Annotated in this window: 30 protein-coding genes; 1 reads left to right on the forward strand and 29 read right to left on the reverse strand. The window is 60.5% G+C overall.

The features are described from left to right. Position 1: 1 nt before the first annotated feature. From ACG2K1_RS00910 to ACG2K1_RS00935, 6 genes are all read right to left on the reverse strand, one after another. Positions 2-361, reverse strand: a complete 360-nt coding sequence (locus ACG2K1_RS00910; RefSeq protein ID WP_395428895.1) for a GPW/gp25 family protein — start codon at positions 359-361, stop codon at positions 2-4. A 90-nt stretch (positions 362-451) separates the two neighbouring features. Then, complete coding sequence (locus ACG2K1_RS00915; RefSeq protein ID WP_395428896.1) at positions 452-1,075, reverse strand: phage baseplate assembly protein V; 624 nt, start codon at positions 1,073-1,075, stop codon at positions 452-454. Next, a complete protein-coding gene (locus tag ACG2K1_RS00920; protein ID WP_395428897.1) occupies positions 1,059-2,237 on the reverse strand; it encodes a phage late control D family protein in 1,179 nt (392 codons plus the stop codon). The genes ACG2K1_RS00915 and ACG2K1_RS00920 overlap by 17 nt, the downstream gene beginning before the upstream one ends. Before the next feature lie 8 nt (positions 2,238-2,245). Then, positions 2,246-2,464 carry a tail protein X gene (locus tag ACG2K1_RS00925; RefSeq protein ID WP_395428898.1) on the reverse strand — a complete coding sequence of 73 codons (219 nt, stop codon included), beginning with the start codon at positions 2,462-2,464 and terminating at the stop codon, positions 2,246-2,248. Further along, positions 2,461-3,360 carry a phage tail protein gene (locus ACG2K1_RS00930; RefSeq protein WP_395428899.1) on the reverse strand — a complete coding sequence of 300 codons (900 nt, stop codon included), beginning with the start codon at positions 3,358-3,360 and terminating at the stop codon, positions 2,461-2,463. The genes ACG2K1_RS00925 and ACG2K1_RS00930 overlap by 4 nt, the downstream gene beginning before the upstream one ends. Then, entirely contained in the window at positions 3,360-6,047 is a 2,688-nt protein-coding gene (locus tag ACG2K1_RS00935; protein ID WP_395428900.1) for a phage tail tape measure protein, read from the reverse strand. The genes ACG2K1_RS00930 and ACG2K1_RS00935 overlap by 1 nt, the downstream gene beginning before the upstream one ends. Before the next feature lie 44 nt (positions 6,048-6,091). Here ACG2K1_RS00935 and ACG2K1_RS00940 point away from each other — a divergent pair, with 44 nt between their 5' ends. Continuing rightward, positions 6,092-6,367 (forward strand): hypothetical protein, encoded by a 276-nt coding sequence (locus ACG2K1_RS00940; protein WP_395428901.1) that lies wholly within the window; start codon positions 6,092-6,094, stop codon positions 6,365-6,367. On the opposite strand, the gene ACG2K1_RS00945 is transcribed toward ACG2K1_RS00940, so the two are convergent. The 23 genes from ACG2K1_RS00945 to ACG2K1_RS01055 form a co-directional block, all read right to left on the reverse strand. Continuing rightward, positions 6,368-6,484 carry a GpE family phage tail protein gene (locus ACG2K1_RS00945; RefSeq protein WP_395428902.1) on the reverse strand — a complete coding sequence of 39 codons (117 nt, stop codon included), beginning with the start codon at positions 6,482-6,484 and terminating at the stop codon, positions 6,368-6,370. Positions 6,485-6,527: 43 nt separating this feature from the next. Next, on the reverse strand, positions 6,528-6,824 hold the full coding sequence (locus tag ACG2K1_RS00950) for a phage tail assembly protein (RefSeq protein ID WP_395428903.1): 297 nt from the start codon (positions 6,822-6,824) through the stop codon (positions 6,528-6,530). A 124-nt stretch (positions 6,825-6,948) separates the two neighbouring features. Beyond that, the gene (locus tag ACG2K1_RS00955) at positions 6,949-7,467 is read right to left on the reverse strand and encodes a phage major tail tube protein (RefSeq protein WP_395428904.1); all 519 of its coding nucleotides are present in this window, start codon (positions 7,465-7,467) and stop codon (positions 6,949-6,951) included. 12 nt (positions 7,468-7,479) lie between these two features. Continuing rightward, a complete protein-coding gene (locus ACG2K1_RS00960; protein ID WP_395428905.1) occupies positions 7,480-8,880 on the reverse strand; it encodes a phage tail sheath family protein in 1,401 nt (466 codons plus the stop codon). Between the two features lie 22 nt (positions 8,881-8,902). Then, positions 8,903-9,382, reverse strand: coding sequence for a Gp37 family protein (locus ACG2K1_RS00965; RefSeq protein ID WP_395428906.1), 480 nt, complete (start codon positions 9,380-9,382; stop codon positions 8,903-8,905). After that, on the reverse strand, positions 9,382-9,816 hold the full coding sequence (locus tag ACG2K1_RS00970) for a DUF1320 domain-containing protein (protein WP_395428907.1): 435 nt from the start codon (positions 9,814-9,816) through the stop codon (positions 9,382-9,384). Before ACG2K1_RS00970 ends, ACG2K1_RS00965 begins: the two co-directional genes overlap by 1 nt. Before the next feature lie 3 nt (positions 9,817-9,819). Then, positions 9,820-10,137 carry a hypothetical protein gene (locus ACG2K1_RS00975; protein ID WP_395428908.1) on the reverse strand — a complete coding sequence of 106 codons (318 nt, stop codon included), beginning with the start codon at positions 10,135-10,137 and terminating at the stop codon, positions 9,820-9,822. Positions 10,138-10,139: 2 nt separating this feature from the next. Further along, positions 10,140-10,478, reverse strand: coding sequence for a capsid cement protein (locus tag ACG2K1_RS00980; RefSeq protein WP_395428909.1), 339 nt, complete (start codon positions 10,476-10,478; stop codon positions 10,140-10,142). Positions 10,479-10,529: 51 nt separating this feature from the next. Next, positions 10,530-11,468: a hypothetical protein gene (locus ACG2K1_RS00985; RefSeq protein WP_395428910.1), complete on the reverse strand. Its 939-nt coding sequence runs from the start codon at positions 11,466-11,468 to the stop codon at positions 10,530-10,532. 27 nt (positions 11,469-11,495) lie between these two features. Then, the gene (locus ACG2K1_RS00990) at positions 11,496-12,572 is read right to left on the reverse strand and encodes a 2-oxoacid:acceptor oxidoreductase (RefSeq protein WP_395428911.1); all 1,077 of its coding nucleotides are present in this window, start codon (positions 12,570-12,572) and stop codon (positions 11,496-11,498) included. 206 nt (positions 12,573-12,778) lie between these two features. Beyond that, positions 12,779-13,141, reverse strand: a complete 363-nt coding sequence (locus tag ACG2K1_RS00995; protein ID WP_395428912.1) for a Mor transcription activator family protein — start codon at positions 13,139-13,141, stop codon at positions 12,779-12,781. Then, on the reverse strand, positions 13,131-13,589 hold the full coding sequence (locus ACG2K1_RS01000; RefSeq protein WP_395428913.1) for a gp16 family protein: 459 nt from the start codon (positions 13,587-13,589) through the stop codon (positions 13,131-13,133). The genes ACG2K1_RS00995 and ACG2K1_RS01000 overlap by 11 nt, the downstream gene beginning before the upstream one ends. Beyond that, entirely contained in the window at positions 13,586-13,756 is a 171-nt protein-coding gene (locus ACG2K1_RS01005; RefSeq protein WP_395428914.1) for a hypothetical protein, read from the reverse strand. Before ACG2K1_RS01005 ends, ACG2K1_RS01000 begins: the two co-directional genes overlap by 4 nt. Before the next feature lie 197 nt (positions 13,757-13,953). Continuing rightward, positions 13,954-14,229 carry an HU family DNA-binding protein gene (locus ACG2K1_RS01010; RefSeq protein ID WP_395428915.1) on the reverse strand — a complete coding sequence of 92 codons (276 nt, stop codon included), beginning with the start codon at positions 14,227-14,229 and terminating at the stop codon, positions 13,954-13,956. Positions 14,230-14,273: 44 nt separating this feature from the next. Continuing rightward, positions 14,274-14,528 (reverse strand): hypothetical protein, encoded by a 255-nt coding sequence (locus tag ACG2K1_RS01015; RefSeq protein WP_395428916.1) that lies wholly within the window; start codon positions 14,526-14,528, stop codon positions 14,274-14,276. Positions 14,529-14,538: 10 nt separating this feature from the next. Next, positions 14,539-15,150: a DUF3164 family protein gene (locus ACG2K1_RS01020; protein WP_395428917.1), complete on the reverse strand. Its 612-nt coding sequence runs from the start codon at positions 15,148-15,150 to the stop codon at positions 14,539-14,541. Further along, positions 15,143-15,601: a hypothetical protein gene (locus tag ACG2K1_RS01025; protein WP_395428919.1), complete on the reverse strand. Its 459-nt coding sequence runs from the start codon at positions 15,599-15,601 to the stop codon at positions 15,143-15,145. Before ACG2K1_RS01025 ends, ACG2K1_RS01020 begins: the two co-directional genes overlap by 8 nt. After that, positions 15,585-16,079: a hypothetical protein gene (locus ACG2K1_RS01030; protein WP_395428920.1), complete on the reverse strand. Its 495-nt coding sequence runs from the start codon at positions 16,077-16,079 to the stop codon at positions 15,585-15,587. Before ACG2K1_RS01030 ends, ACG2K1_RS01025 begins: the two co-directional genes overlap by 17 nt. Beyond that, positions 16,076-16,363, reverse strand: coding sequence for a hypothetical protein (locus tag ACG2K1_RS01035; protein ID WP_395428922.1), 288 nt, complete (start codon positions 16,361-16,363; stop codon positions 16,076-16,078). The genes ACG2K1_RS01030 and ACG2K1_RS01035 overlap by 4 nt, the downstream gene beginning before the upstream one ends. After that, positions 16,360-16,650 (reverse strand): hypothetical protein, encoded by a 291-nt coding sequence (locus tag ACG2K1_RS01040; protein ID WP_395428923.1) that lies wholly within the window; start codon positions 16,648-16,650, stop codon positions 16,360-16,362. The genes ACG2K1_RS01035 and ACG2K1_RS01040 overlap by 4 nt, the downstream gene beginning before the upstream one ends. After that, positions 16,625-17,764 (reverse strand): ExeA family protein, encoded by a 1,140-nt coding sequence (locus ACG2K1_RS01045; protein ID WP_395428947.1) that lies wholly within the window; start codon positions 17,762-17,764, stop codon positions 16,625-16,627. Before ACG2K1_RS01045 ends, ACG2K1_RS01040 begins: the two co-directional genes overlap by 26 nt. Continuing rightward, positions 17,748-17,951, reverse strand: a complete 204-nt coding sequence (locus tag ACG2K1_RS01050; protein WP_395428924.1) for a hypothetical protein — start codon at positions 17,949-17,951, stop codon at positions 17,748-17,750. Before ACG2K1_RS01050 ends, ACG2K1_RS01045 begins: the two co-directional genes overlap by 17 nt. A gap of 11 nt (positions 17,952-17,962) precedes the next feature. After that, the gene (locus ACG2K1_RS01055) at positions 17,963-19,738 is read right to left on the reverse strand and encodes a transposase (protein ID WP_395428925.1); all 1,776 of its coding nucleotides are present in this window, start codon (positions 19,736-19,738) and stop codon (positions 17,963-17,965) included. Positions 19,739-19,741: the final 3 nt, after the last annotated feature.

The raw sequence follows: 19,741 nt of genomic DNA on the forward strand, positions 1-19,741 counted from the left end.
TTCAGGCTGCCTTGAACGGTGTGCGGTAGATTTCGCCCGCCACGTCGTCGGCCACCCGCCAGTGCAGGCTGACAAACAGGTGCGGCGCGGCGCCCTCGAAGGTGATTTTTTCCAATACCGCCCGTTTTTCCCAGGTCTGCACCGCCAGCGTGATTTCACGCACGAAGTTCGGCACCAGCACGTCTTCGGGCGCATCGGTGTAGTCGTGGTGGCCGCTGCCGAAGGTCGGACGGCACACGTCTTCGCCCTTGCGGGTGGCCAGGATGTTGAGCAGGCACTGCTCGATGTCGGCGGCGTCTTCGACGGTGTCTTTCAGGCTGCCTGCGGGGGCGATCTGCCAGTGGCGGGAGCGGGGGTTCACGGGGGTTCCTTAATCTGCGGGCATAACAAAGCCCTGCGCGTATGGTAGGCGCAGGGCTTTGAAACGGCTTTTAAAGGGGTTTAAAAATGGTTACAGCTGCGGCGTGCCGGTTTGGCCGCCGGAATCGCCGGGGTGGGTGTGGTTTGAGACAAACTCTTGGAGACTGACGCCGTTGAGCAGGATGTCGCCCTGCACCTCGGCCGTGCCGCTGATGCTGGCCGCTACGCCGCCGCCGGCATTGCTCGCGCTCATGCCCGCGCTGTAGGTCAGATGGCCGAGAATGGCGGTGTCGCCGGTGATTTCGGTGTTCGGGGTTTGGATTTTGACCTGTTTGGCGGCCTTAACCAGTACATCGCCGGGCGTGTCAACCATTACTTGCCCGCTGCTGCGGTCGTGGCGGATGACCGTGCCGTTGGCAAAGCGTTTGCACCAGATATTGCGGTCGGACTCGGGCGCGGGGTCGGACTCGTTGTAAATCACGCCCAGGCACACGCCGCCTTCGCCGCGCGCATCCAGCAGGCAGACGGCCAATTCTCCCGGGTCGGGCAGCGCGTAGAAGCGGTTGCCGCCCGCGCCTAAGCTCACCACTGGCAGCCAGTCGGTTTCCATGCCTTCCAGCGCGGGCAGCTGCACGCGCACGGCATGGCGCGCGCCGTCCACTGCCGAGACGGTGCCGAATTGGATGGTCGCGCCGAAATCATAGGCTTGCTGCATGGCTGTTTTCCTTGTTTGGGTTTTCAGGCTGCTTTTCAGACGGCCTTTCAGGTTGCCCTTCGGCTTCGTCGGCGATGTATGCCACCATTTTGACTTCCAGCGACGTGGTGTAGCCCGTGCTGCGGCGCAGCTCGTGGCGGCTCTGCTTGACCAGATAGCGCCCCGAAAACTGGCCGAAACCTTTGAGCTGCACAATCTGCCCCGCCACCAGTTTGGCATTGCCGACCAGCGTAAAGTCGCCCGCCACTTGGTTTTGCGATGCGTCGGCCAGTGCGGCATCGGCACGGGCGGCCAGCTGCGCGTCGCTCTCGCCGCGGTTGGCCACGATTTTCAAAGTGTCGGTGGTGGCGGCGCGCTTGGCGTTCGGACGCAGCGGTTTGTGCTTGCGGCTTTGGCGGCGCACGGTCTTTTTCTTGGCGTCGTAGCCGCTGACCACCGCTTCCTGCGGCACGCCCTTAATCAGGTCGCGCAGGCGGATGTTTTTAATGTCCTGCGGCAGCAGCAGGGCGACGGCTTTTTGTTCCGCGAGCTTGTCGTTGCGGGTAAAAACCAGCGCTTTGTCGGTAAGCTTGAAGCTGTGACCGTATTCGCGGGCAAGGCGGGCGAGAAACTCGACGTCGCGCTCCTGATACTGGGTGACGCGCTCGATTTTGATGTCGGCCACTTCGCCGCTTACCGACAGTTTCAGCCGCTTGGCCACCTGCCGCACGATGCCGGCCAGCGTGGTTTTTTCGTAGGATTTGGGTTTTAAGGTGCGGTTGGCGCGGCTGATACCGGCAGACAGGGCTTTCAGGCTGACCACGCTCGGCGGATGGCTGTATTCGATTTCGGCGATTTCAAATTCGCCCAGATTTACCATGCCCGTAAATTGGTCGCCCAGCTGCAAGGCCAGTTTGTCGCCCTGGTTCGGATACCACGAGCGCAGCCAGCGGCCGCCGGTGTCTTCCAAATCGAGCTGGATTTCGTCGGACTGGCCTTCCAGATAGTCGGTGTAGCTCAGCGACAAAAAATAAGGGCGGATGTCGGAGCTGATGTCTTTCTGCTCATATTTGACCAGCACGTCGGGCAGGGTAACGGGATGGGCGGACGGGGGTTTCAGGCTGCCTGAAAGGCCGTCTGAAAGCAGGCTGCCGAGTGCGGCACTGATACTGCTTGGTTTCATGTTGTTCCTTATCTCATCCACGGCGGCATATCGTCCCGGCTCTGCGGTTTGGCAGGCAATACCGGCACAAACACCGTCAGGTTCGCCGCAAAGGCTTCGCAGACCGGCAGGTGCGGATTGGCGGCAATCAGCCCTTCAATCAGCAGCGCGTTGCCGTAATAGCGGTGGGCGATCAAATCCCAGCGCTCGCCTTCGGCCGTGGTGTGCTGTAAAACCGACTGTTTCATGTGCCGTCCTTTCTCGCGGCCAAATACGCGGTCAGGCTTTCGGCACCTGCCGCCCCGTTGTTCAGACTGTCGCCAGCGGCTGCGGCAAATTCCGCCGCCGCCTCCAGCCAGCCGCCGATGCTGCGGCTTTCCACTCCGCTGCGTACGGCAGCCATGCCGTCGGCCAGATGGCGTGATGCCTGGCCGCCGTAGGAGAGCATCTCGGCCGCCCCTTTCAGGCTGCCGAAATAGCGGCCGGCTTCCGGCAGGGCATCGAGTTTGCCCAAAGCCGAACCGCCGACAGAGAGCGCGTCGCCCAGTATCGAAAAGGCGGCGGCCGGGTCGTTTTTCAGATCGCGGGCGCGGCCGATCAGGTTTTGGATTTGGCCGATTTCCTTTTCCGCCGCGCGGTACAGGCGCACGCCCTTTTGCACCGCTTCAGCGGCTTTGGATGCCGTGCCGCGCACGCTCTCGGGCAAAAGCGACAAGAGCGGGTTTTCCTGCGCGGGTGCGACGGCGGGCGCAGGCAGCGGGTTGTTCGGGTCGCCGACAAACTCAACCAGTGACACTTCCAGCTCCCGCGCCGCCGTACGCCCTTGGGCGTCCTGCACCAGCGTGCGCGCGGACAGGCTCTCAATCACAAACCAGCCGACAAAGCGTCCCGCGCCGGTGACCAGCGACAGCGCCTGCTGCGCTTCTTTGGCGGCGACCAGTCCCTTATAGGCGGCATCGGGGCTGCCCAGCTTCCAGTGCAGCTTTAAGCCGAAGCGGATTTTGGTCAGATCGTTACCCACCGCCTGCAGGCGCGGGCGGCCGCCCAGCACTTCGTGTTTGGCATAGTCCGCGCCGTGCGTCTCTTCCCATTCGCTAAAGCTCTGCAAAAATTCAAACGGCACCTCGCCCAGCATCGCGTACATCAGTAAGCCCTTCTTTGTATGTCCGCCATCATGCGGCGGTACATCGTTTCAAATTCCTGCAAACCCAGCCGCAGGGCAGCCTGAATCTGCTGCGGATCGCCGCCGGGGGCGTTGATGGTCGGATTAAAGTTCACCGTGATCCCGCCTGATGCCTGCGTCTGGCGGGCGGCGGCGAACTCGTCGGCGTTGGTGCGTATCGATGCGGCCATTTCCGCCGACAGGCCGCTGCCGGAAGTGAAACGCTGTTTCAGACGGCCTGCCACCGACTGCACCGCCGCCAACGGCCGTCCTGCAGCCGCGCCGATACCCAGCTGCAAGCCTTCCATCAGATAGCCGCCGTAGCTTTTGAACACGCGGCTGGGCGAGTGGATGGCGACCGGGCCGGTAAAGGCCGATTTGATGCGGTTGGCCAATGATGTAACGGTGCCGACAACCGCATCGACTTTGGACTTGATACCGTTAATCAGACCGTCCAGCAGCATCTGGCCGAACTCGGTAAATTTGGCAGGCAGCTCGACGCCGAACCAGCTCATTACTGCAGCAAACGCCGAGTAAAACGCACCCAGCGGCGACCAGTTCAGAATCAGCGCCAATATGCCGCTCAGACCGCCGTCAAAGGCGGTTTTGATTTCCGTCCACGCCGCATCGGCCGCGCCGAACAGCGTGTCGAAAATCATCCGCCAGCCGCTGATAATCATCGCGCCGGTTTCGACCACGGCGGCCAACACGCCGCCCACCGCCGCACCGAAAGATGCGCCAAAACCACGCGCTCCGCCCTCCGCTTCCTGCGTCAGGCCGAAAAATTCCCCCAGCCAGTCCAAAACCGGCTGCAAAACGGGGCGCACGGTTTCCCAAATCCCGCCCAGCGCGGCAGTGAAACCGTCAAACAGCGGCAGCACGGGTTTGAAGGCTGCCGTCAGCCCGTCCCAAAAGCCGAGGAAAAACGCCTTTATAGGCCGCCAGTATTTGTAAATCAGGAACGCGGCGGCAGCCAGCGCGGCGGCAATCCAGCCGACGGGCGTGGCCAACAGGGCGCGGCCGAGGGAGAGGACGGCGGTGCGGGCAAGCGGCAGGAAACGGAGCAGGCCGGAAAAAGCCCTGCCGATACCGGAAAAAGCCGCCGCCGCAACCGATTTGCCGAGCGACAGGCTGCGGGCAAGGATGCCCGTGCCGCTTTTGAAGCGTAGCATGGCCGCCAACCAGTCCGCCCCCAGTAATGCCCTGCCCAGTTTCACGGCGGCGGTAAAGCCGCGCCACTCGTTCAGCAGGAAGCGAAAGCCCAAGCCGCCGATTTTCAGAGCAGCAAGACCCGCAACCAGATGCACCAGCCCGCTGACGAATTTCGGGTTTTCCGCCGCCCAGTCGGCAAACGCGCCGACCAGCGGTTTGACCGATGCCAACGCGCCGTTAATGGCGGGTAACAGCACGCTGCCGACGGTAATGCCGATCTCGGCCAAACCGTTTTTGAACAGCTTAAACTGGTTGGCGGTGGTGGCCGAACGGTTGGCAAACTCGCGCTGCATCGAGCCGAGGTATTTCAAGTTGCCCGATGCGTCTTTTTCCGAGAGCAAATCCAGCTGGCGGTTGTACTCGCCGACATTGTTGGCCAGCAGCATCACATCGTCGGCATAGTTGCGGCCGAACATTTTCAGCAGCAGCGGGAACTGCTCGTCTTTGGGCAGCTGCTTGATGCGCGCGAGCAGGTTGCGTATCGCGCCGTTGGCATCCTTGTTCATGGCCTCGGCAAATTCTTTGGTGGTCAGCCCCAGCTTGGCCAGTTCTTTCCTGCCCCCGCCTGTTTTCAAAACCGACAGCGAGGTAACCATCCCTTTCACCGCCTGCGCCGCCAGCTCGGGAGCTTTGCCCATGCTTAAAAAGGTACTGCCCAGCGCGGCGGCCTGGTTTTCGGTCAGGCCCAGCTGCTTGGTGTCGCTGCCGACGCGGGTCAGCGCATTGACGATATCGGCGGCTTTGGAGTTGGCATTGTCCGACAGGTGGTTAATGGCATCGCCCAGACGGCTGATTTTGGGAATGGGGATTTGCAGCACGTTCGACAGCGTCGCCATTGCTTCGCCGGCGTCTCCCGCTGCCATGTCAAAAGCCACGCCCATCTTGGCCGCATCGGAAGCAAAGCCCAGCAGGTCTTTGCGCGCCACACCGCTTTGGCCGCCGGCCGCCACGATGGCAGCAATGTCTTTGCCGGCCATCGGGATGGTGCGCGTCAGCTTCAGAATGTCGCGGTTCATCTGCTGGAACTGCTGCGGCGTATCGAAGTCCACCACCTTTTTTACATCGGCCATTGCCGACTCGAAATCTATGGCCAGCTTGACGGGAACGGCAATCACGCCGCCTGCGGCCGCCGCGCCGAGGAGCTCATTTTTAAAGGCTGCGCGCTTGTCGTAATGGCTTTGGCGCAACTGTTGCAACTCTGCGATCCGGACGCGCTTGGTGTTGATTGTGTCGATGGTCTGCCCGAGCTGCACATACTCGCGGCGCAACTCGCCCACCCGCTGTTTGGACATGCGCAGCGGATTGTCCAGCGTCTCTTTCAGCAGACGCTGGCGGCGGTTCAGCGTGTCGGTCACTTCGCCCAGATACTTCATAGACGAGCCGACGCTTTTGATGCCGGCCACCGCCGCGCCGACAGACGCGCCGATGGTGATGCCGATGGAGAAACTGCTTGCCATATTGCTGTTGCGACCTTATGATTTGCCGAAAGAAAGGGGGCATCGTGAACGACAGATACGCGAAGATTTTCAACCAAACCGCCGATGCGGTTTTGGTTTTGTCCTTTGCCGCATGGATGGCGGTTTTGGCCTTTGAGGTATTGTCCGCATATCCCGCTGCGGATTCGTCCGTATTGTTGCCGCTTGCGCTGGTTTGGATGCTCGGCGCGGCTCTGTTCGTACTGCTGGGCAAAGTCCCCGTTTTACTGGCCGGTGCGCTGGCCGGCAGCCTGTTTGCCGGACTGGCTATACTCAAACACAAGTTTCTTACCCGCCGCTGATCAGCCTTTCCGATAGCCCGCCTTGATTTGGCGGGCTGCTTCTTTTTGGAAGGCTAGGAAATCTTCCATATCCAATTCGTCTATTTCCCGCAGCGGCCAACCGTACCACCACGCCATATCGGCGCAGGCGGCGGCCAGCAGGCGGCGGAAGGTTTGCGGGTCAGACGGCTCGCGGCGGCTCTTGGCAGGTGCGAAAAAACTCCTGCATCTGCTTGTAGTCGCACAAATCCATATTTTCCAAATCTTCGGGTACCAGCCCGGACAGGCGCGCCATCATGGCGATTTCCTGCGCCGCGTCGCCTTCCAAATGCGCCACTGCGCGGATGTCGCCAACCTTGGCGCGGCGCACGGTTACACTTTCCAACAGCCTGCCGTCTGCCAGCCTCAGCGGGCAATGCAGCCTGATTTCTTTTCCTGTTCCCAGTTTTTCCTGCATCTGCTGCGCTTCGTTTGCCATTTGACTATCCTTTTTCAAATCGCCGGGTGGGGCGGCCAAAAGAAAAACCCACCATCAAAATCAGATGGTGAGTTTAGTTTTCAGGCTGCCTTGCGGCTTTTAAACCGCTTTAAAAAACCGTTTATTACTGCCCCAGGTTGCGGCGGAACTTGGCGAACATATCCGCACCGTCCACGCGGTACTGGTTGGTAAAGGCGTCAAAATAGAGAATTTCGCGGCCGGCCACTTTCAGGCTGCCCGCATGGGCGAGAAAGGTGCTGGCGAACTCGGCGCGCTCTTTGGGTTTGTAGGTACCTAAGGGCGATTTGGAAAAATTGCCGGTTAGGGTGGCCACCAGCGGCACTTCCTCCGCCCGCCCCAGTGCGTTGTGCTGCTGAATGTCGGCGCGGATCATCAGCTGCTGGGCTTTGAACGGGTCGTACACCGCGCGGAAAGCGTCGGGATAAAAGCCGTTCCAGTTGATTTCGGCCTCGCCGATTTTGATACCCATCGGCAGGGAAACGCCGATGGCCATGCCCAGTCCCTTGTACTCTTCCTGCTCGATTTCGATTTCAGGCAGTTTGATTTCGCCGCTGCGGCCGATTTGGGTATTGCCGTTCAGGTACAGCGCGGCGTTGTAGATCACGTTTAATTCGATGCTCATGGCTCAAAGCTCCTAGTTGCCCGCCTGTCCGGTCAGGTTGACCAGATATTTGCGGGTCATTTTGCTGGTGTTGGTGATGCGCTCGGCCGGTAGCTTGGGTGTGTAGTCGTACACCAGCGGCACTTGGCCTTTGGAAAAGGCGTCTGCCAAATCGTAGTCGTAATCCAGGCTGACCGATGCGCCGACGATGCTTTTCAGGCTGCCCAGATAGACGCGGTAGCCTTCGAGCAGCGCATCCAGCAGCGCGTCTTCAATCGGGCGGTCGACATATTGCAAAGCGTAGCGGCGCAGACTCTCGTCGATCACATCGCCGGTGCGCTGGGCGACTTCGAAATTCTTGATGTGGCTCACACTCGGGAAGCAGGCCAGACGGTTGCCCCACATGCGGAAACCGCTGCCGTAGCTGTTGAAAACGGTGGTGATGCCTTTTTCGTTCAGGCGGTTGGTTTCGGACTGCGGGTCGTCGCCGCGGGCGGTCAGGCCGACTTCCAAACCGGTTACGCCCAACAGTTCCTGATTGGAAATGCTCCACCAGTAGCCTTTTTCGACGTCGGTTTTCATGCGCAGGCCGGCGGCGTGGGTGGCCAGGCTTTCCAGTCCCAGCAGGCCGACAACGTGCGGGAAAAACAGCTGGACGCGGTCGGAGGCCGTCTGAAAGTTGATTGAGCCCAAGGAGCCGCGCCCTTCTATGGCCTGGCTCAGGCTGGTGCCTTTGGGGGCGCTGATGTAGGCGATGGCTTTGAGTTTTTCGGCCTTGGCAATCATTGCCGCCGCGCAAGTGGCGGTTTGGTCGTATTCGGGCACGATGATGATTTTGGCGTCGGCACCCAAGCGGCTGTAACCCTCGACCAACAGTTCCAAACCGGTGCGTTTGCCGGTTGCCGCCACATAGGCGCCGATAATGTCGGCTTCGGTAACTTTAGACGGATCGGTGTAGCTGTAGCTGATTTTCGGGTCGGTAGGTTTGGCGGCAAACACGATGTCGCCGGTTAAGGTATCGAGCGTGTAGCCGACACCTTCGGCAAGCGCTGTTGCACCGTCGGAAACGGTGTAACCGCTTTGGATGGCGGGGTGCGCGGTTTTGGCGCGCAGGGTGTCGGCATCGACGGCCAGCGCTTCGTCGACGACGCTGCTTTTGTGCTTGTCCGGGTCGCAGACGTTAATGACATAGGCGACGCCCGAGCCGTAACGCGTCCAGATGTTGGCCGCATCGGGCAGGGTAAAGCCCGCGCCGGTCAGCTGGCCGCCGAATGCGGCAAAGTCTTTGGTGGTTTGGCATACGGTCAGTTCGTTGACTTTGCCGGTGGGGGCGGTGCCGACAATGGCGGTAATCGCGCCGTCCACGGTATAGACGGGGCTGGAGCCGGCATCGATGCGGATGGTTTCGGTGCCGTGGTGGTAGGCTGCTGCCATAGGATTCTCCTGATGGTTGGGATTACGGGTTTTGCGGGCCGCCCTGCTGCCGCAGATAGACGGCAGTCAGTTTGGGCGCGGCGGGCGGGGTGTATTGCTCAATCTGCTGGGTTTCGGTCTGCACCAAGAGCTGGTACTGCCACGCGCCGCCGTCTTCGGCCAGAAACTGCTCGCTGATTAAGTGGCAGGGCAGGCAGTCGGGCGGGCGGTAGCCGACAACGGCCAGCCGCAGCGCGTCGAGCAGGTCGAGTGCCGCGCCGTCGTGGTGCACGCCGCGGCCGAACACAGTCAGATGCAGGGTCAGATCGCGCTGCTGGGCAATGCGGCCGGTGTCTTCCAGCTTGCCGAAACGGCTGCCCTGATAGCCCACCAGCACCGCGCCTTTGGGGTGCATAAAGCGGTACTGGGCGGGCTTGTCGGGAAACAGCTCGACGCTGTATCCGGCCAGTTGCTCCCGCAGGTGGTCGCGTACGGCGGTGAGTATCGGCAGGGTGGCAGCCATCAGTAGCCCTCCCAGTTTTGTTTGGCCTTGGCGCGGACGTGATACGCCCCGCCTTCGGTCTGCGGCCGGTCGGGCGCATCGGCATCGTCGCGCACACCCAGATGGATTTTGCCGTCGCGGATATTGGCCAGCACTTTGAGCGCGTTCTCGTAAGAGAGTTGCAGCGGCTTGGGAAATTCGGCGGCGTTGATGCGGCGGCTATGCAGCCAGTGCCGTGCGATGTCGGTGCACAGCGGCCGCAGGATGCTGGGAGCGGGTTCCAGCGGCAGGCGGTAGCGGCCGGTCAGATAGCCGTCGGCCAGTTCGCAGGCGTAGGCGATGGCTCTGTCGACGATTTCCCAATCGGGTTCGCTGCCGTAGCCGTCGTCGTTGGACAGTTGCACCAGCTCCACTTTGCCGACGGCCGCAGCGATGTCCTCGCGCGTGATGTACACGGCTTACTCCTTCGCGCCTTTGCTGCCGCGTTTGGGGGCTTGGGCTTCGGCAGCCGGCGTTTCAGGCTGCTTATCCGTTTCAGGCTGCCCATCGGGCGGGTTTTCAGACGGCGTTTCAGGCTGCGTCAGCGGGGTTTCACCGTCGGCCTGATAGCCGCTGGAGGCCAAATCGGCGGCGGAAATTTCCGCTTCGCTGACGTGGGCGGCCACCAGCTCGTACAGCTCGGGCGTCAAGTCCACCGCTTCGCCCGCTTCGACGCGGTATTCGCGGCCGTCTGCATCTTCCAAAATCAGCGGCGTGTGGGCGATATAGATTTTCATGCCTAGCCTCCGATCTTGATGCGGATGGTGTCGTTGGCCGCAGCGGCGGCATCGAGTGCGTATCCGGCAACGGACGCGCTGCCGGTCTGTTTCACCGCGCAGCCCTGCGCGTCGGCAGCCACTGCATCGCCTGCGGCCAGTGCGCCGCCCGTTTCGACTACGGCAATGCCGATGGCGTCGACGGCGGCGGTATCGCCCGCAGCGGTGTCGTAGGGCGCCACGCCCAGCACCGCTTCGCCCGCTTTGGCCTGCTTGCCCGCGTAGTTCACAAAGCGGTTGGCGACGATTGCGCCTTCCGCGCGGATGGTGGTGGTCAGCACCACCTGTTTGGTTTTAGCCATTTTTTCTCTCCCAAGGCAGCCTGAAAGCCTTTTCAGGCTGCCTCAAATTGTTTAGGCGACTGCCTTTTCAAACAGATAACCGCACGCGCTGCCGACCACTGCCGCTTTGCGGATGTCGGTGTAGCGGGCGTATTCCACTTTGCCGCCGACGCCGTCGTAGCGGTCGACCAGCGGCATGCCGCGTCGGCGGAAGGTGTAGCCGAAGGCCGGCTCGCCCTCGTCGTTGCCGTCTGAAACGGAGTGCGGGCGCACAATCAGGCTGGCGAATTTGCCCCAGATGTCGGCGGTCTGCTTTTTGCCGTCGGGCACGGATACCGCCGCGCCGACGATGATGTCGTCCAAATCCAACAGATTTTTAATCTGATCGACCGACAACAGTGTTTTGCGCTCGCCCGAAGACAAGGCGCCGCGTAGGCCGTCGTGCTTGGACAGTGCGTGCAGCACGCTTGCGCCGACCACCAGCACGCGGGGGGAAACGCCGCAGGCGGCGCGCACCAGCTCTTTGGCATTGGCAATGTCTTCCATCGGATCGGACGTGCCGTCGCTCCATTGTTTGGTGGCGGACAGGTCTTTGCTGTGGCCACTCTCGTAGGCCGATTTGGCGGTAACGAGCTGTGCGGTTTCGACTTCTTGGCGCAGCTGCACGCCGCGCACCACACGGCGGGCGGCTTTGGCGCGCTCGTCGTATTGGCTCTCGGCCTGTTCGCGGTAGTCCACACCGGCCGACAAATCGTGTTCTTCCAGCACCACCGGCAGGTAGGACGGCGCATCCAGCGTAATCACATTGCTGGCCGCGCCCACCGCGCGCTCGGTGCGGTACTCGACAAACGAGCCTTTGCCGAACACCGGCACGCGCACGCCTTCTTTGTCGGTAAAGACAACGGGCATAATCCGTTCGGCGACAAATTCGGCCTGCTTCATGCCCAGCGCCAGCTGGGTCAGCACGGGATCGATTTGGCCGCGCAGGTTTTTCAAATGGGAAGTGCTCATCGTGTTTCCTTGTTCAAACAATCAAAGTTATTCGGATACCGTGCGGCGCGCCGCCTCGGCGTAGCTGATGCCTTCTTTGGCCGCCAGCGCCAGCGCGCGCTGGTGGTGGCTCAATGCTTCGGGGTCGGCGTTCTCGGCGAAGTCGGCCGAAACGCCGGCGGGTTTGGCCGAAACGCCGGTGGCCAGATGGCCTGCGGCAGGCAGCTGTTGCGGCAGTACTGCACCGAGAAAATCGCGCAGCGCGGCGGCTAGTGTTTTCTTGCCGTCGCCCTCGCCGAAATCGGCGGTGGTGTGCTGCGGGTACTCGGCAAAGTCCAAAGCCTGCACCACCAGTTCTTTGTCGGCAGGTTTCAGACGGCCTGCTTTGACCAAGCCTTCGGCAAAGTCGGTGTTTTCCTGATGCGCCGCTTCGCGCTCGGACTGCGCCTGCGCGTCTTTCAGCTTCTGCAGTTCGGCTTGCGCCGCTGCGGCGGCCTGTTCGGCCTGTTCGCGGGCGGCTTTCTCTGCCGCCAGTTGTTCTTCGGTGGCCATATCGGGCTCCTTGGGTTCGGGGTTGGTGGGATGGGATTCGGGTTGGGATGTGTTCGGCGGCGGGTCTTCGGCAAAATCGGCAGCCTGAAAACCGAGCGCGGCCAGCAGGCGGCGCAGCAGGGCGGCCGGTTCGGCGCTCTCGCCAAATTCGACCACGCCCGCTTCCGCCTCGTTAAACTCAATCGGTTTCAGCCCTTTAACCGCAGGCGGGTGCGCACCCAAAAAGCCGACATGGCGCAGCGACCATTTGCCCGGTGCGGGATTGGCGGGGGCGTCGGGTTGGTAAAAGCTGGCCGACACCTTTTTGTAGCGGCCTTGGCGCACCTGCTCGGCAAAGGCCGCGTCCATCTGGGCAAAGTCCGCCAGCAGGCTGTTTCCCTCGGCTTTCAGGCTGCCTACCCAGCCGTAGGCGGGCGCGTCGGTTTTCGGGTGGCCGACGACTACCGGTGCTTCGTGCGCGGCCGTGTTGTAGGCTGCCGCCGTCGCCGCTAGGTCGTCGGCACTGATGGTGATGCGCCGGCCGTTGTTGTCGGTGTGCGTACCGGCGCGGAAGATTTCAAAAAATTCGGACATACAAAAAGCCCCATCGGTGTGATGGGGCGATGATGCGCCGCGGCAGCCTGAAAGACTTTTAACCTGCTTTAAAAAAGGCCGTCTGAAAGGCCTGAAACGGCAAACGCCGTATTTTGCGTTTTTACGGCCTTTCGGCCTGCAGACGGGCAAACACCCGCCCGCGCGGCAAAACGCCGTAAAAAAGCGGTCAGAAGCAAACCTGACCGCTATTTTGGTTTGTCCGCCGCATCGCCGAACAAATCGCCCTGGCTTTTCGCCCGCTCGCGCCTGCCGGCCTCCTTCACAATCTTGTAAATCTGCTGCACGGTCAGATGGTATTTTTTCGCCAGTGCGGCATGGTTGCGGCCGTCGAAGTCCCGATAAACCTGCATATCGCGCTCGGACAGCTGGCCGAGATGGTTTTTCGGGATGTAAATCAGCTGGCCGCCCCAGTTGTCGGTGATATGCCGTGCCACTTTTTTGCTCAGCGCCAGCGCCTTTTTGCGCTCGATGGGCAGTTCGGAAAGCAGGCAGGCGGCCATTTGGTCTTCCAAATCCGTTACCAGCTCGGGTACGCGCTCATCCGCCATGTTTGGCCTCCTCTCTTTGTTTCCACTGTTTCAAATGTTCGATCACCTTTGACGCATTGTCCGCATCCAGCCAGCCGTGGTGGTCGGTGCCGGTCATCCGTTTGACAAAACGGGCAAGGCTCAATTCCGACGGGCTGCGTACCGCGCCCATTTGGTGCAACTCCAGCCACAAGCCCCGTATCATCGCTGTCTGTGCGCCGTAATCGCGCACCGGCAGGTCGGTCTTGCCGTTTTCAGACTGCCTGAGGGTAACGACAAAACCCTGCGCCTTCATCATCCGCAGCGCGGTTTCCAATTCGCCCAAGCTCATCGCCTTACTGCTGGTTTTGCCGCGCGAGGCGTTGGCCAGCAGCGTGCGGTAGGCCGCATCGTCCATCTGCAGCCGGCTTTTGGCCACGTGCAGCAGGCGGATCAGACGGGCTTTTTTGTGGGCGGCGGTTTCTTTCATGGCAGCTCCTTGAATAGGGATGCCATGTTTTTGCCAAAGGCAAAGAAGGTGGCAAGGGCGGTTTGTTGGGTAGGCAGCAGGATATCGGCAAAAGACAGATCGCCCGATGCCGTTGCCGGACTTGCCGTCCAGATGCCGCGCGTTTTGCGGATATGCGGTTTCTTCATGTTCCCTCCCTGCGGCTGGCAGTATGGGCAGCCTGAAAGGTTTTCAGGCCGCCCGTTGGCCGCAAAAAGTGAAACGGCGTTTCACTTTTTATTTAAAATCAAATTGGTATGGAATAATAACGCAGCAAAAAGCGCAGCGCAAACAAAAAGGCAGCCTGAAAACCGTTTTGGATTTTCAGGCTGCCTTGCGTGGTGGCTTAGGCGTTTACCGCGTCTTTGAGCGTCTTGCCCGCTTTGAACTTGACGCTGTTGTGCGCGGCAATCACTACCGGCTCGCCGGTTTTCGGATTGCGCCCTTCGCGCTGGGCTTTGGCGGAAACGGTAAAGCTGCCGAAGCCGGTCAGGGCGACGGTGTCGCCGGCGGCAAGCGCTTTGCAGACGGCGTCGAGCGCGGCGTCGATGGTGCGCGCGGTGTCGGTTTTGGACAGGCCGGTGGCGCGGGCGGTGGTGTCGATCAGGTCGGTTTTGTGCATGATGGTGCTCCTAGGGTTGATGCGGCAGGCCGTGCCGCGCGGTGTTACTCGGTTTCAAACCGGCAGGCTTTGGCAAATACATCCGCCATCACCTTGTCGGTAAAATTTTGGTCAATCCGCTCGTCAAATACCTTATCGCGCAACTCTTCCGTGGCAAAGCCGAGATAAAAGGTAGCGGTCAGTCCCCGCAACATGGCTTCGAATTTGACGGCGGGGCTTTCGTCTTCGTCTTGTGTTTCCGCCTTGCAGACCAGCACTTGCCGCCCGTGGCATTCAAACAGTTTTGCCCAGATTTCCATTTTCCGCTCCTTAAACTTTCGCAATATCCAAACTCATCAGACTGTATTCCCCGTTGGCTTCGCGCCGGTACACGCGCACAAAGGGCTTGCTGGTTTGCACCTGCACGCTGTCGGAGAGCGCGTCCATCGCCCTGTGCCATTTCTCGTCGTCGATGCTCAGGCGGCGCAGGCCGAGCACGCGGGTGGTGGAGATGTTGCCTTCTTTGTCCACTTGGAAGGCGTCGTTGATTAGGGCTTTGAGTTCGGGGCGGCTGTCTGCCGTCCATTCGTTGATGCACTCGTCGATCAGGGCTTTGGCGGCGGCCAGGCGCTCGTCGAAGCTCAGGGTGTCCTGCATGGCCAGCGCGATGCGGTAGGCGCCGTCGAAGCTCATCAGGCGGATATTGCCTTTCGCGCCGCCCAGTTTCGTGCCGTATTTTTCGGCCGAGAGTTGGGCGAAGGCGGCGATGTCGTCCATCGCGCTCTGCTTAAATTCGGCGATACGCTCGCGCACGGCCTGCGCTTTGGCGACGATTTCCATCACTAGCTCGTCGCGCAGCAGGTCGGTTTCTTTGATGTTTTCCAGCGGGATTAAATTGCCTTTCGCGTCTTGGCGGTAGCGGCTCAAATCGATTTCAGTCATGTTGTTTGCCTTTCTGTTTCTGCCTTGCGGCATAGATTTTTTTACATTCGTCCACGGAGCGGCTTCTCGTTCCGTGTATCCATTCGGTTTGGAATAGCGGCGCGTCTTTCAGACGGCCTATGATTTCCTGCGCCATCCGGTGGCCGTATTCCGTGGCTGTGTGCTTGTCCTCCAGCCTCGGTTCGAGACGCAGCGGCTCCGGCGGCAGGGCGCGGGTGAAATCCGCAGGGTTCGGCCATTCGTCCGATTCGGCGGCCAGTTTCTCAAATGCCGAGCGGACACGCGGTGCATCCCGCTCAAATTGCCATTGCCGCCTGCTTAGGATTTTCAACCACAGTATGGCCACGGGCTTCAAATCCGCCGCTGCCGGCCGGCCTTTCAGGTTCAATGCGGCCAGCATGGTAAAGCCCTGCGCGATTTCTTTTTTCAGCCAGTTAAGTTCCTCCTCCATTTCCCCACTCCATCAAGTCCGATGCGCCCTCGCGCAGCTTGGTGCTCGGTGCGGCCTGCCTGACGGGGAGACCGTCTGAAACCGCTATAGCCGCCGTTTTCTCCGGCTTCCAAAAAGTGATGTTTTCCAGTAAAAAACCGTGGCTTGTCAGCGGCGGGGTCAGCCGCTCTTTTTCCAATGCCTCAAAGCAGCGCTCCACCGCCCAAATCCATGCCTCGCGCGGGGCGGGGTAGGTTTTGCCGCTACGGCTGATTGTTTCTGCGCGTATCATCGGCAAAAGCTCGCCCAACAGGCGGGCGGTGCGGGCAAAGGTCAGGTCTTTTTCAGACGGCCTGAACAGGGTCAAATACTTGAGCATCGCGCGGGTCAGGCCGTCTGAAATCCCTGCCAGCGCAATCAGCGCGGCGCGGGCTTCATCGTGGGCGATGAGTACGTCTAGGCTCATGCTTGCGCCGCAGGACGGGCATTTGACTTTCATGGCGTATCCTCCTCAAACGCTCCTTCCAGCCTTGCCAGCACGTTTTCTTTAAATTCCAACGCTTTTTCAAACTGTTCGTCTTGCGTTTGCACAGCCTCAAAACCGGGGACATACCAGCCGTTTTCGTCTTCTCCGGCCTCTCGTTCGACCGCGCGGGCGATTTCTTCGGGAAAGTCCGCCTCCTCAAAGGGGCAGACCAGCCATTGGTCTTCAGGGTACATCGGCTGCCCGATGGTCAGTACCACCGTACCTTTGGTATCGATATTCAAATAAATATCCATCATCTCAGTAACTCCATCCGTGCCAAATCCTCATCGGTCGGCTCAAACGGCATCGGCGGTTCGATGCCCAGGCTCATGCAGTCTTCGTTTACCGGCGCTTCCAATCCCGGCGGCGCGGGGGTATCTGCATATTCCGCCCGTACGGCTGCCGCAGGTTTTGCAACGGCGGGGCGGTCGCACTCGGACAACAGTACGAGATAGGCAAAACAGAGCGCGGCAGCCAAGAGCCAGCGGCGCAGGGCTTTTAAGGTTTCGTACCACATTTCAGACGGCCTCCACCATATCCGCATCCACCGGCATGCCCAGTTCGGCGGCTTTGTTCATGGCGGCGGCCACCAGGTTGTTGACGGCCAGCGGATACAGCAGGCTGGTTTCGCGGCTGCCTTGGGTGCCGCGGCTGCGAATGGTGAGCCGTGCGGCAACGGCATCAACGGCGGCCGCATCCATAATCTGCGCGATGTCGGCACCGGCGCGCTCGAACTTGTGCTTCAGGTAGCCGGCGAGCCTGCCGTCGGTCAGCGGCTCAAGGGTAACGATTTCGCAGCGCTGCACCACTTCGCGCACGTTGGGGTTGTTTTCCGAGAGCTTGGTCGCCAGCTCGGTTTGGCCGATCAGGATGATGCCCAACAATCTTTCAAAGCCGTTTTTCAGCTCGTAAAAGCGTTTCAGGTGTTTGAGTGTCGGTATCGGCATACCGTGCGCCTCTTCGATAATCAGCACGTGTTTGTTGCCGGCTTTCGCGCTCTCCTGCAGGGCGCGGTGGATTTGGCGGAAACGGGCTTCGGGGCTGCGTTTGGGGGATGTGCCGGGGGCAACAGCTTCAAGGATGGCCTCGGCAATGTGCACGGCTTTCAGGGTTTTGCCCTTTTGGTCGTTGTCTTCCATCGCCAGCACATACGGCTCAATCATCACAATCTGCCTGCCTTCGCGGTTGATGCGGTCTTGCAGGTCTTCGCGCAGGGTGGATTTGCCCGCGCCGCTCTCGCCCACCGCCGCCATAAAGCCACCGTGGCAGGCCGTCTGAAACATCGCTTCGCGCACATAGCGCACGTCGGGCGTGATGTAGAGATCGTCGGCGCTATTGATTTCGTCGTTGAAGGGGTCGCGTGCCAGGCCGAAATGGCGGCGCGCGGCTTGTGTCAGGGTGGATTTCCGAAGTAACATTTCTCTGTCCTCGCTTTCATGGTTGGGGATGGGTGCGGCTTCCTGCTCGTTTCTCAGGCTCGCGGGAATGTCCGCACCGTTCTGCTTAAAAAAGTCTTTCAATTTCCCACGCAGCGCCGCTGCGTTTTTTTTCGGCCAGTTGCCGTGGTTGACCACCGCCACCAGCATCGGCTTGGAGCAGCCGATTTCGGCGGCAGCTTTGGCAAAGGATTTGCCGGTCTGTTTAAACGCTTCCTTCATCATCTGCTCCAAGTGCTCTGACGGCTTTCTCAAACTCGTTCCACACCGCAAACCCGTTTGCATCAATGCAGCTCGCGCCGATGTTGACTTTTGGAATAAACAGCCTGCTCAAATCCTGCGCGGCTGCCGCCAGCTCTTTTAATCTCCTATATTCGGCTGCGTTTATTACTGTGACTTCTATTTCCATTTTTTAACTCCTTATCCGTTGACGGTTCTCAAATGGCTGCGGCGGCTGATGCGCTCATACACTGCTTCGGTTTCGCTCGACGGCGCGCCGTCGGGGTATTCGCGCATCAGGATTTTCACAGCGGTGTCCCAGTTGCCGCCTGCCGCTTCGATACGCGGTTTCAAGAGCTTGGCCAGCTCCACCTTGCTCAGAATCTGCTCGCGCACTTCCATGCGGTTGTATTCCATCTGCTGCCCGCGCTTGGGCATATACAGCGTGTTGCTGACCGCCAGCGTGTCTTCCTGATGCTTGTAGGGGTCGATCTGCCCGCCGAAGGGAACGGCCTTGCCCTTGCGTTTGGCCGCCGCCGCTTCCAGCGTGTCGGCCTGCATCGCCAGTTTGTCCAGCTCCTTGGCGTGCTGCTGCGCGGCGGTTTCCGCTTGGCCTTTGTACTCTTTGCCAATCACAGCCGCGTCGGCTCTGAAGCCCATTTCGTCAAACACCACCTGCGGCACGGCCTGCCAGATTTCGTTGCCCTCCGCATCGTAGGTGGCGATGCGCGCGCCGTCGGTTTCCCACGGGTTTTTGGCTACCAAGAGCTTCTGGCCGACCAACACGTGCGGAATGTCTTTCACGCTGTAATAGCGGCCGTTGAACCTGATTTCCAAATCGCTCGATACCTTCGCTTCTTTGGGCGCGGATACCGCCAGCTCGCGGCAGTAGTCGGCAGGCGGCGGCAGAATCAGCTGCTCGGCCTTGATTTTGTTCCATGCCTGATAACGGGTCAGACCGTGGCGGCTGTGAATCTGCGTGCCGTTGTAGTAGCGCATCCAGCGCTCGGCCAGCGCATTCAGGCGGTCGATATCGGACACTTCGGTAAAGCGCAGGCCGCTTTCAAAGGCGGTTTCGACAATGTCGTTGCCTTTTTCCACCTGTCCCTTGGCGCGCGGATTGCCCGGCTTGTTAATCTGCACATGCACATCCAATGCTTTGCACAGATTCTTAAACGCCGCCGAAGTATTCGCGCTGCCCGGGTCGAGCATCACCATGCGCGGCACGCCGCGAAAAGGGTCTTTGAGTACGTCTGCCTTGGCCTGCATCATGTAGATGAAAAAATCACACAGATTCGCGCTGGTTTCGCCGCCGAAGTAGTAGCGGGCGATAATCGTGCCGCTGGCGTGGTCGGTGCCGGTGTAGCGCCACACGCGGTCGTTTTCGATGCGCTCCACATTTTTCGGCTTGTTTTTGTAAAACTCCTCCTGCTTCATCACCCGCAGGCCGCTGTCGTCGCCATGGCGCGGCAGGTAGTAGAGTACGCACAGGCTCGGGTCAATCTGCCAGCAGTGGTTCGGGTGCTCCGACTTCATGCGGTTGACCGGCGCGGGCTGCAAAAGCTGGTCGGGGTGCAGCCGGTATTCGCGCAGCGCGCGGGCTATCGTGCTTTCCGATAGCGGCAACACTTCGCCCGTTTCCGTATCGATGCGGCACGCTTCGATTTGCCCGTTGGCGCGCAGCATTTCCACCGCGCGGGCGACCGTCATCAGCCGTTTGCCGTTGCGCCGCATTGCTTCCATCAGCACCGCCGAAATCAGCTTGGCTTCAGCCAGCGGCAGCTCCGATTTGCCCGCATCGCTGCGCCGCTTGCGGCTCGGTTTTACCGCCACCGCTTCCAGCCTGCGGTAGAGCGTGGCCGCGCTGATGCCCAGCTCTTCGGCCTGCCGTTTCAGATAGGCCGTTTTCTCGCCGCGCCCCAAGGTCTCGGCATGGCGCGACACGGCAGCCAGTTTTTCGGTTAAGGCGGGATTCATCGC

Origin of the sequence: Neisseria sp. 23W00296, assembly GCF_044772855.1 — a bacterium.
Classification (GTDB): Bacteria; Pseudomonadota; Gammaproteobacteria; order Burkholderiales; family Neisseriaceae; genus Neisseria.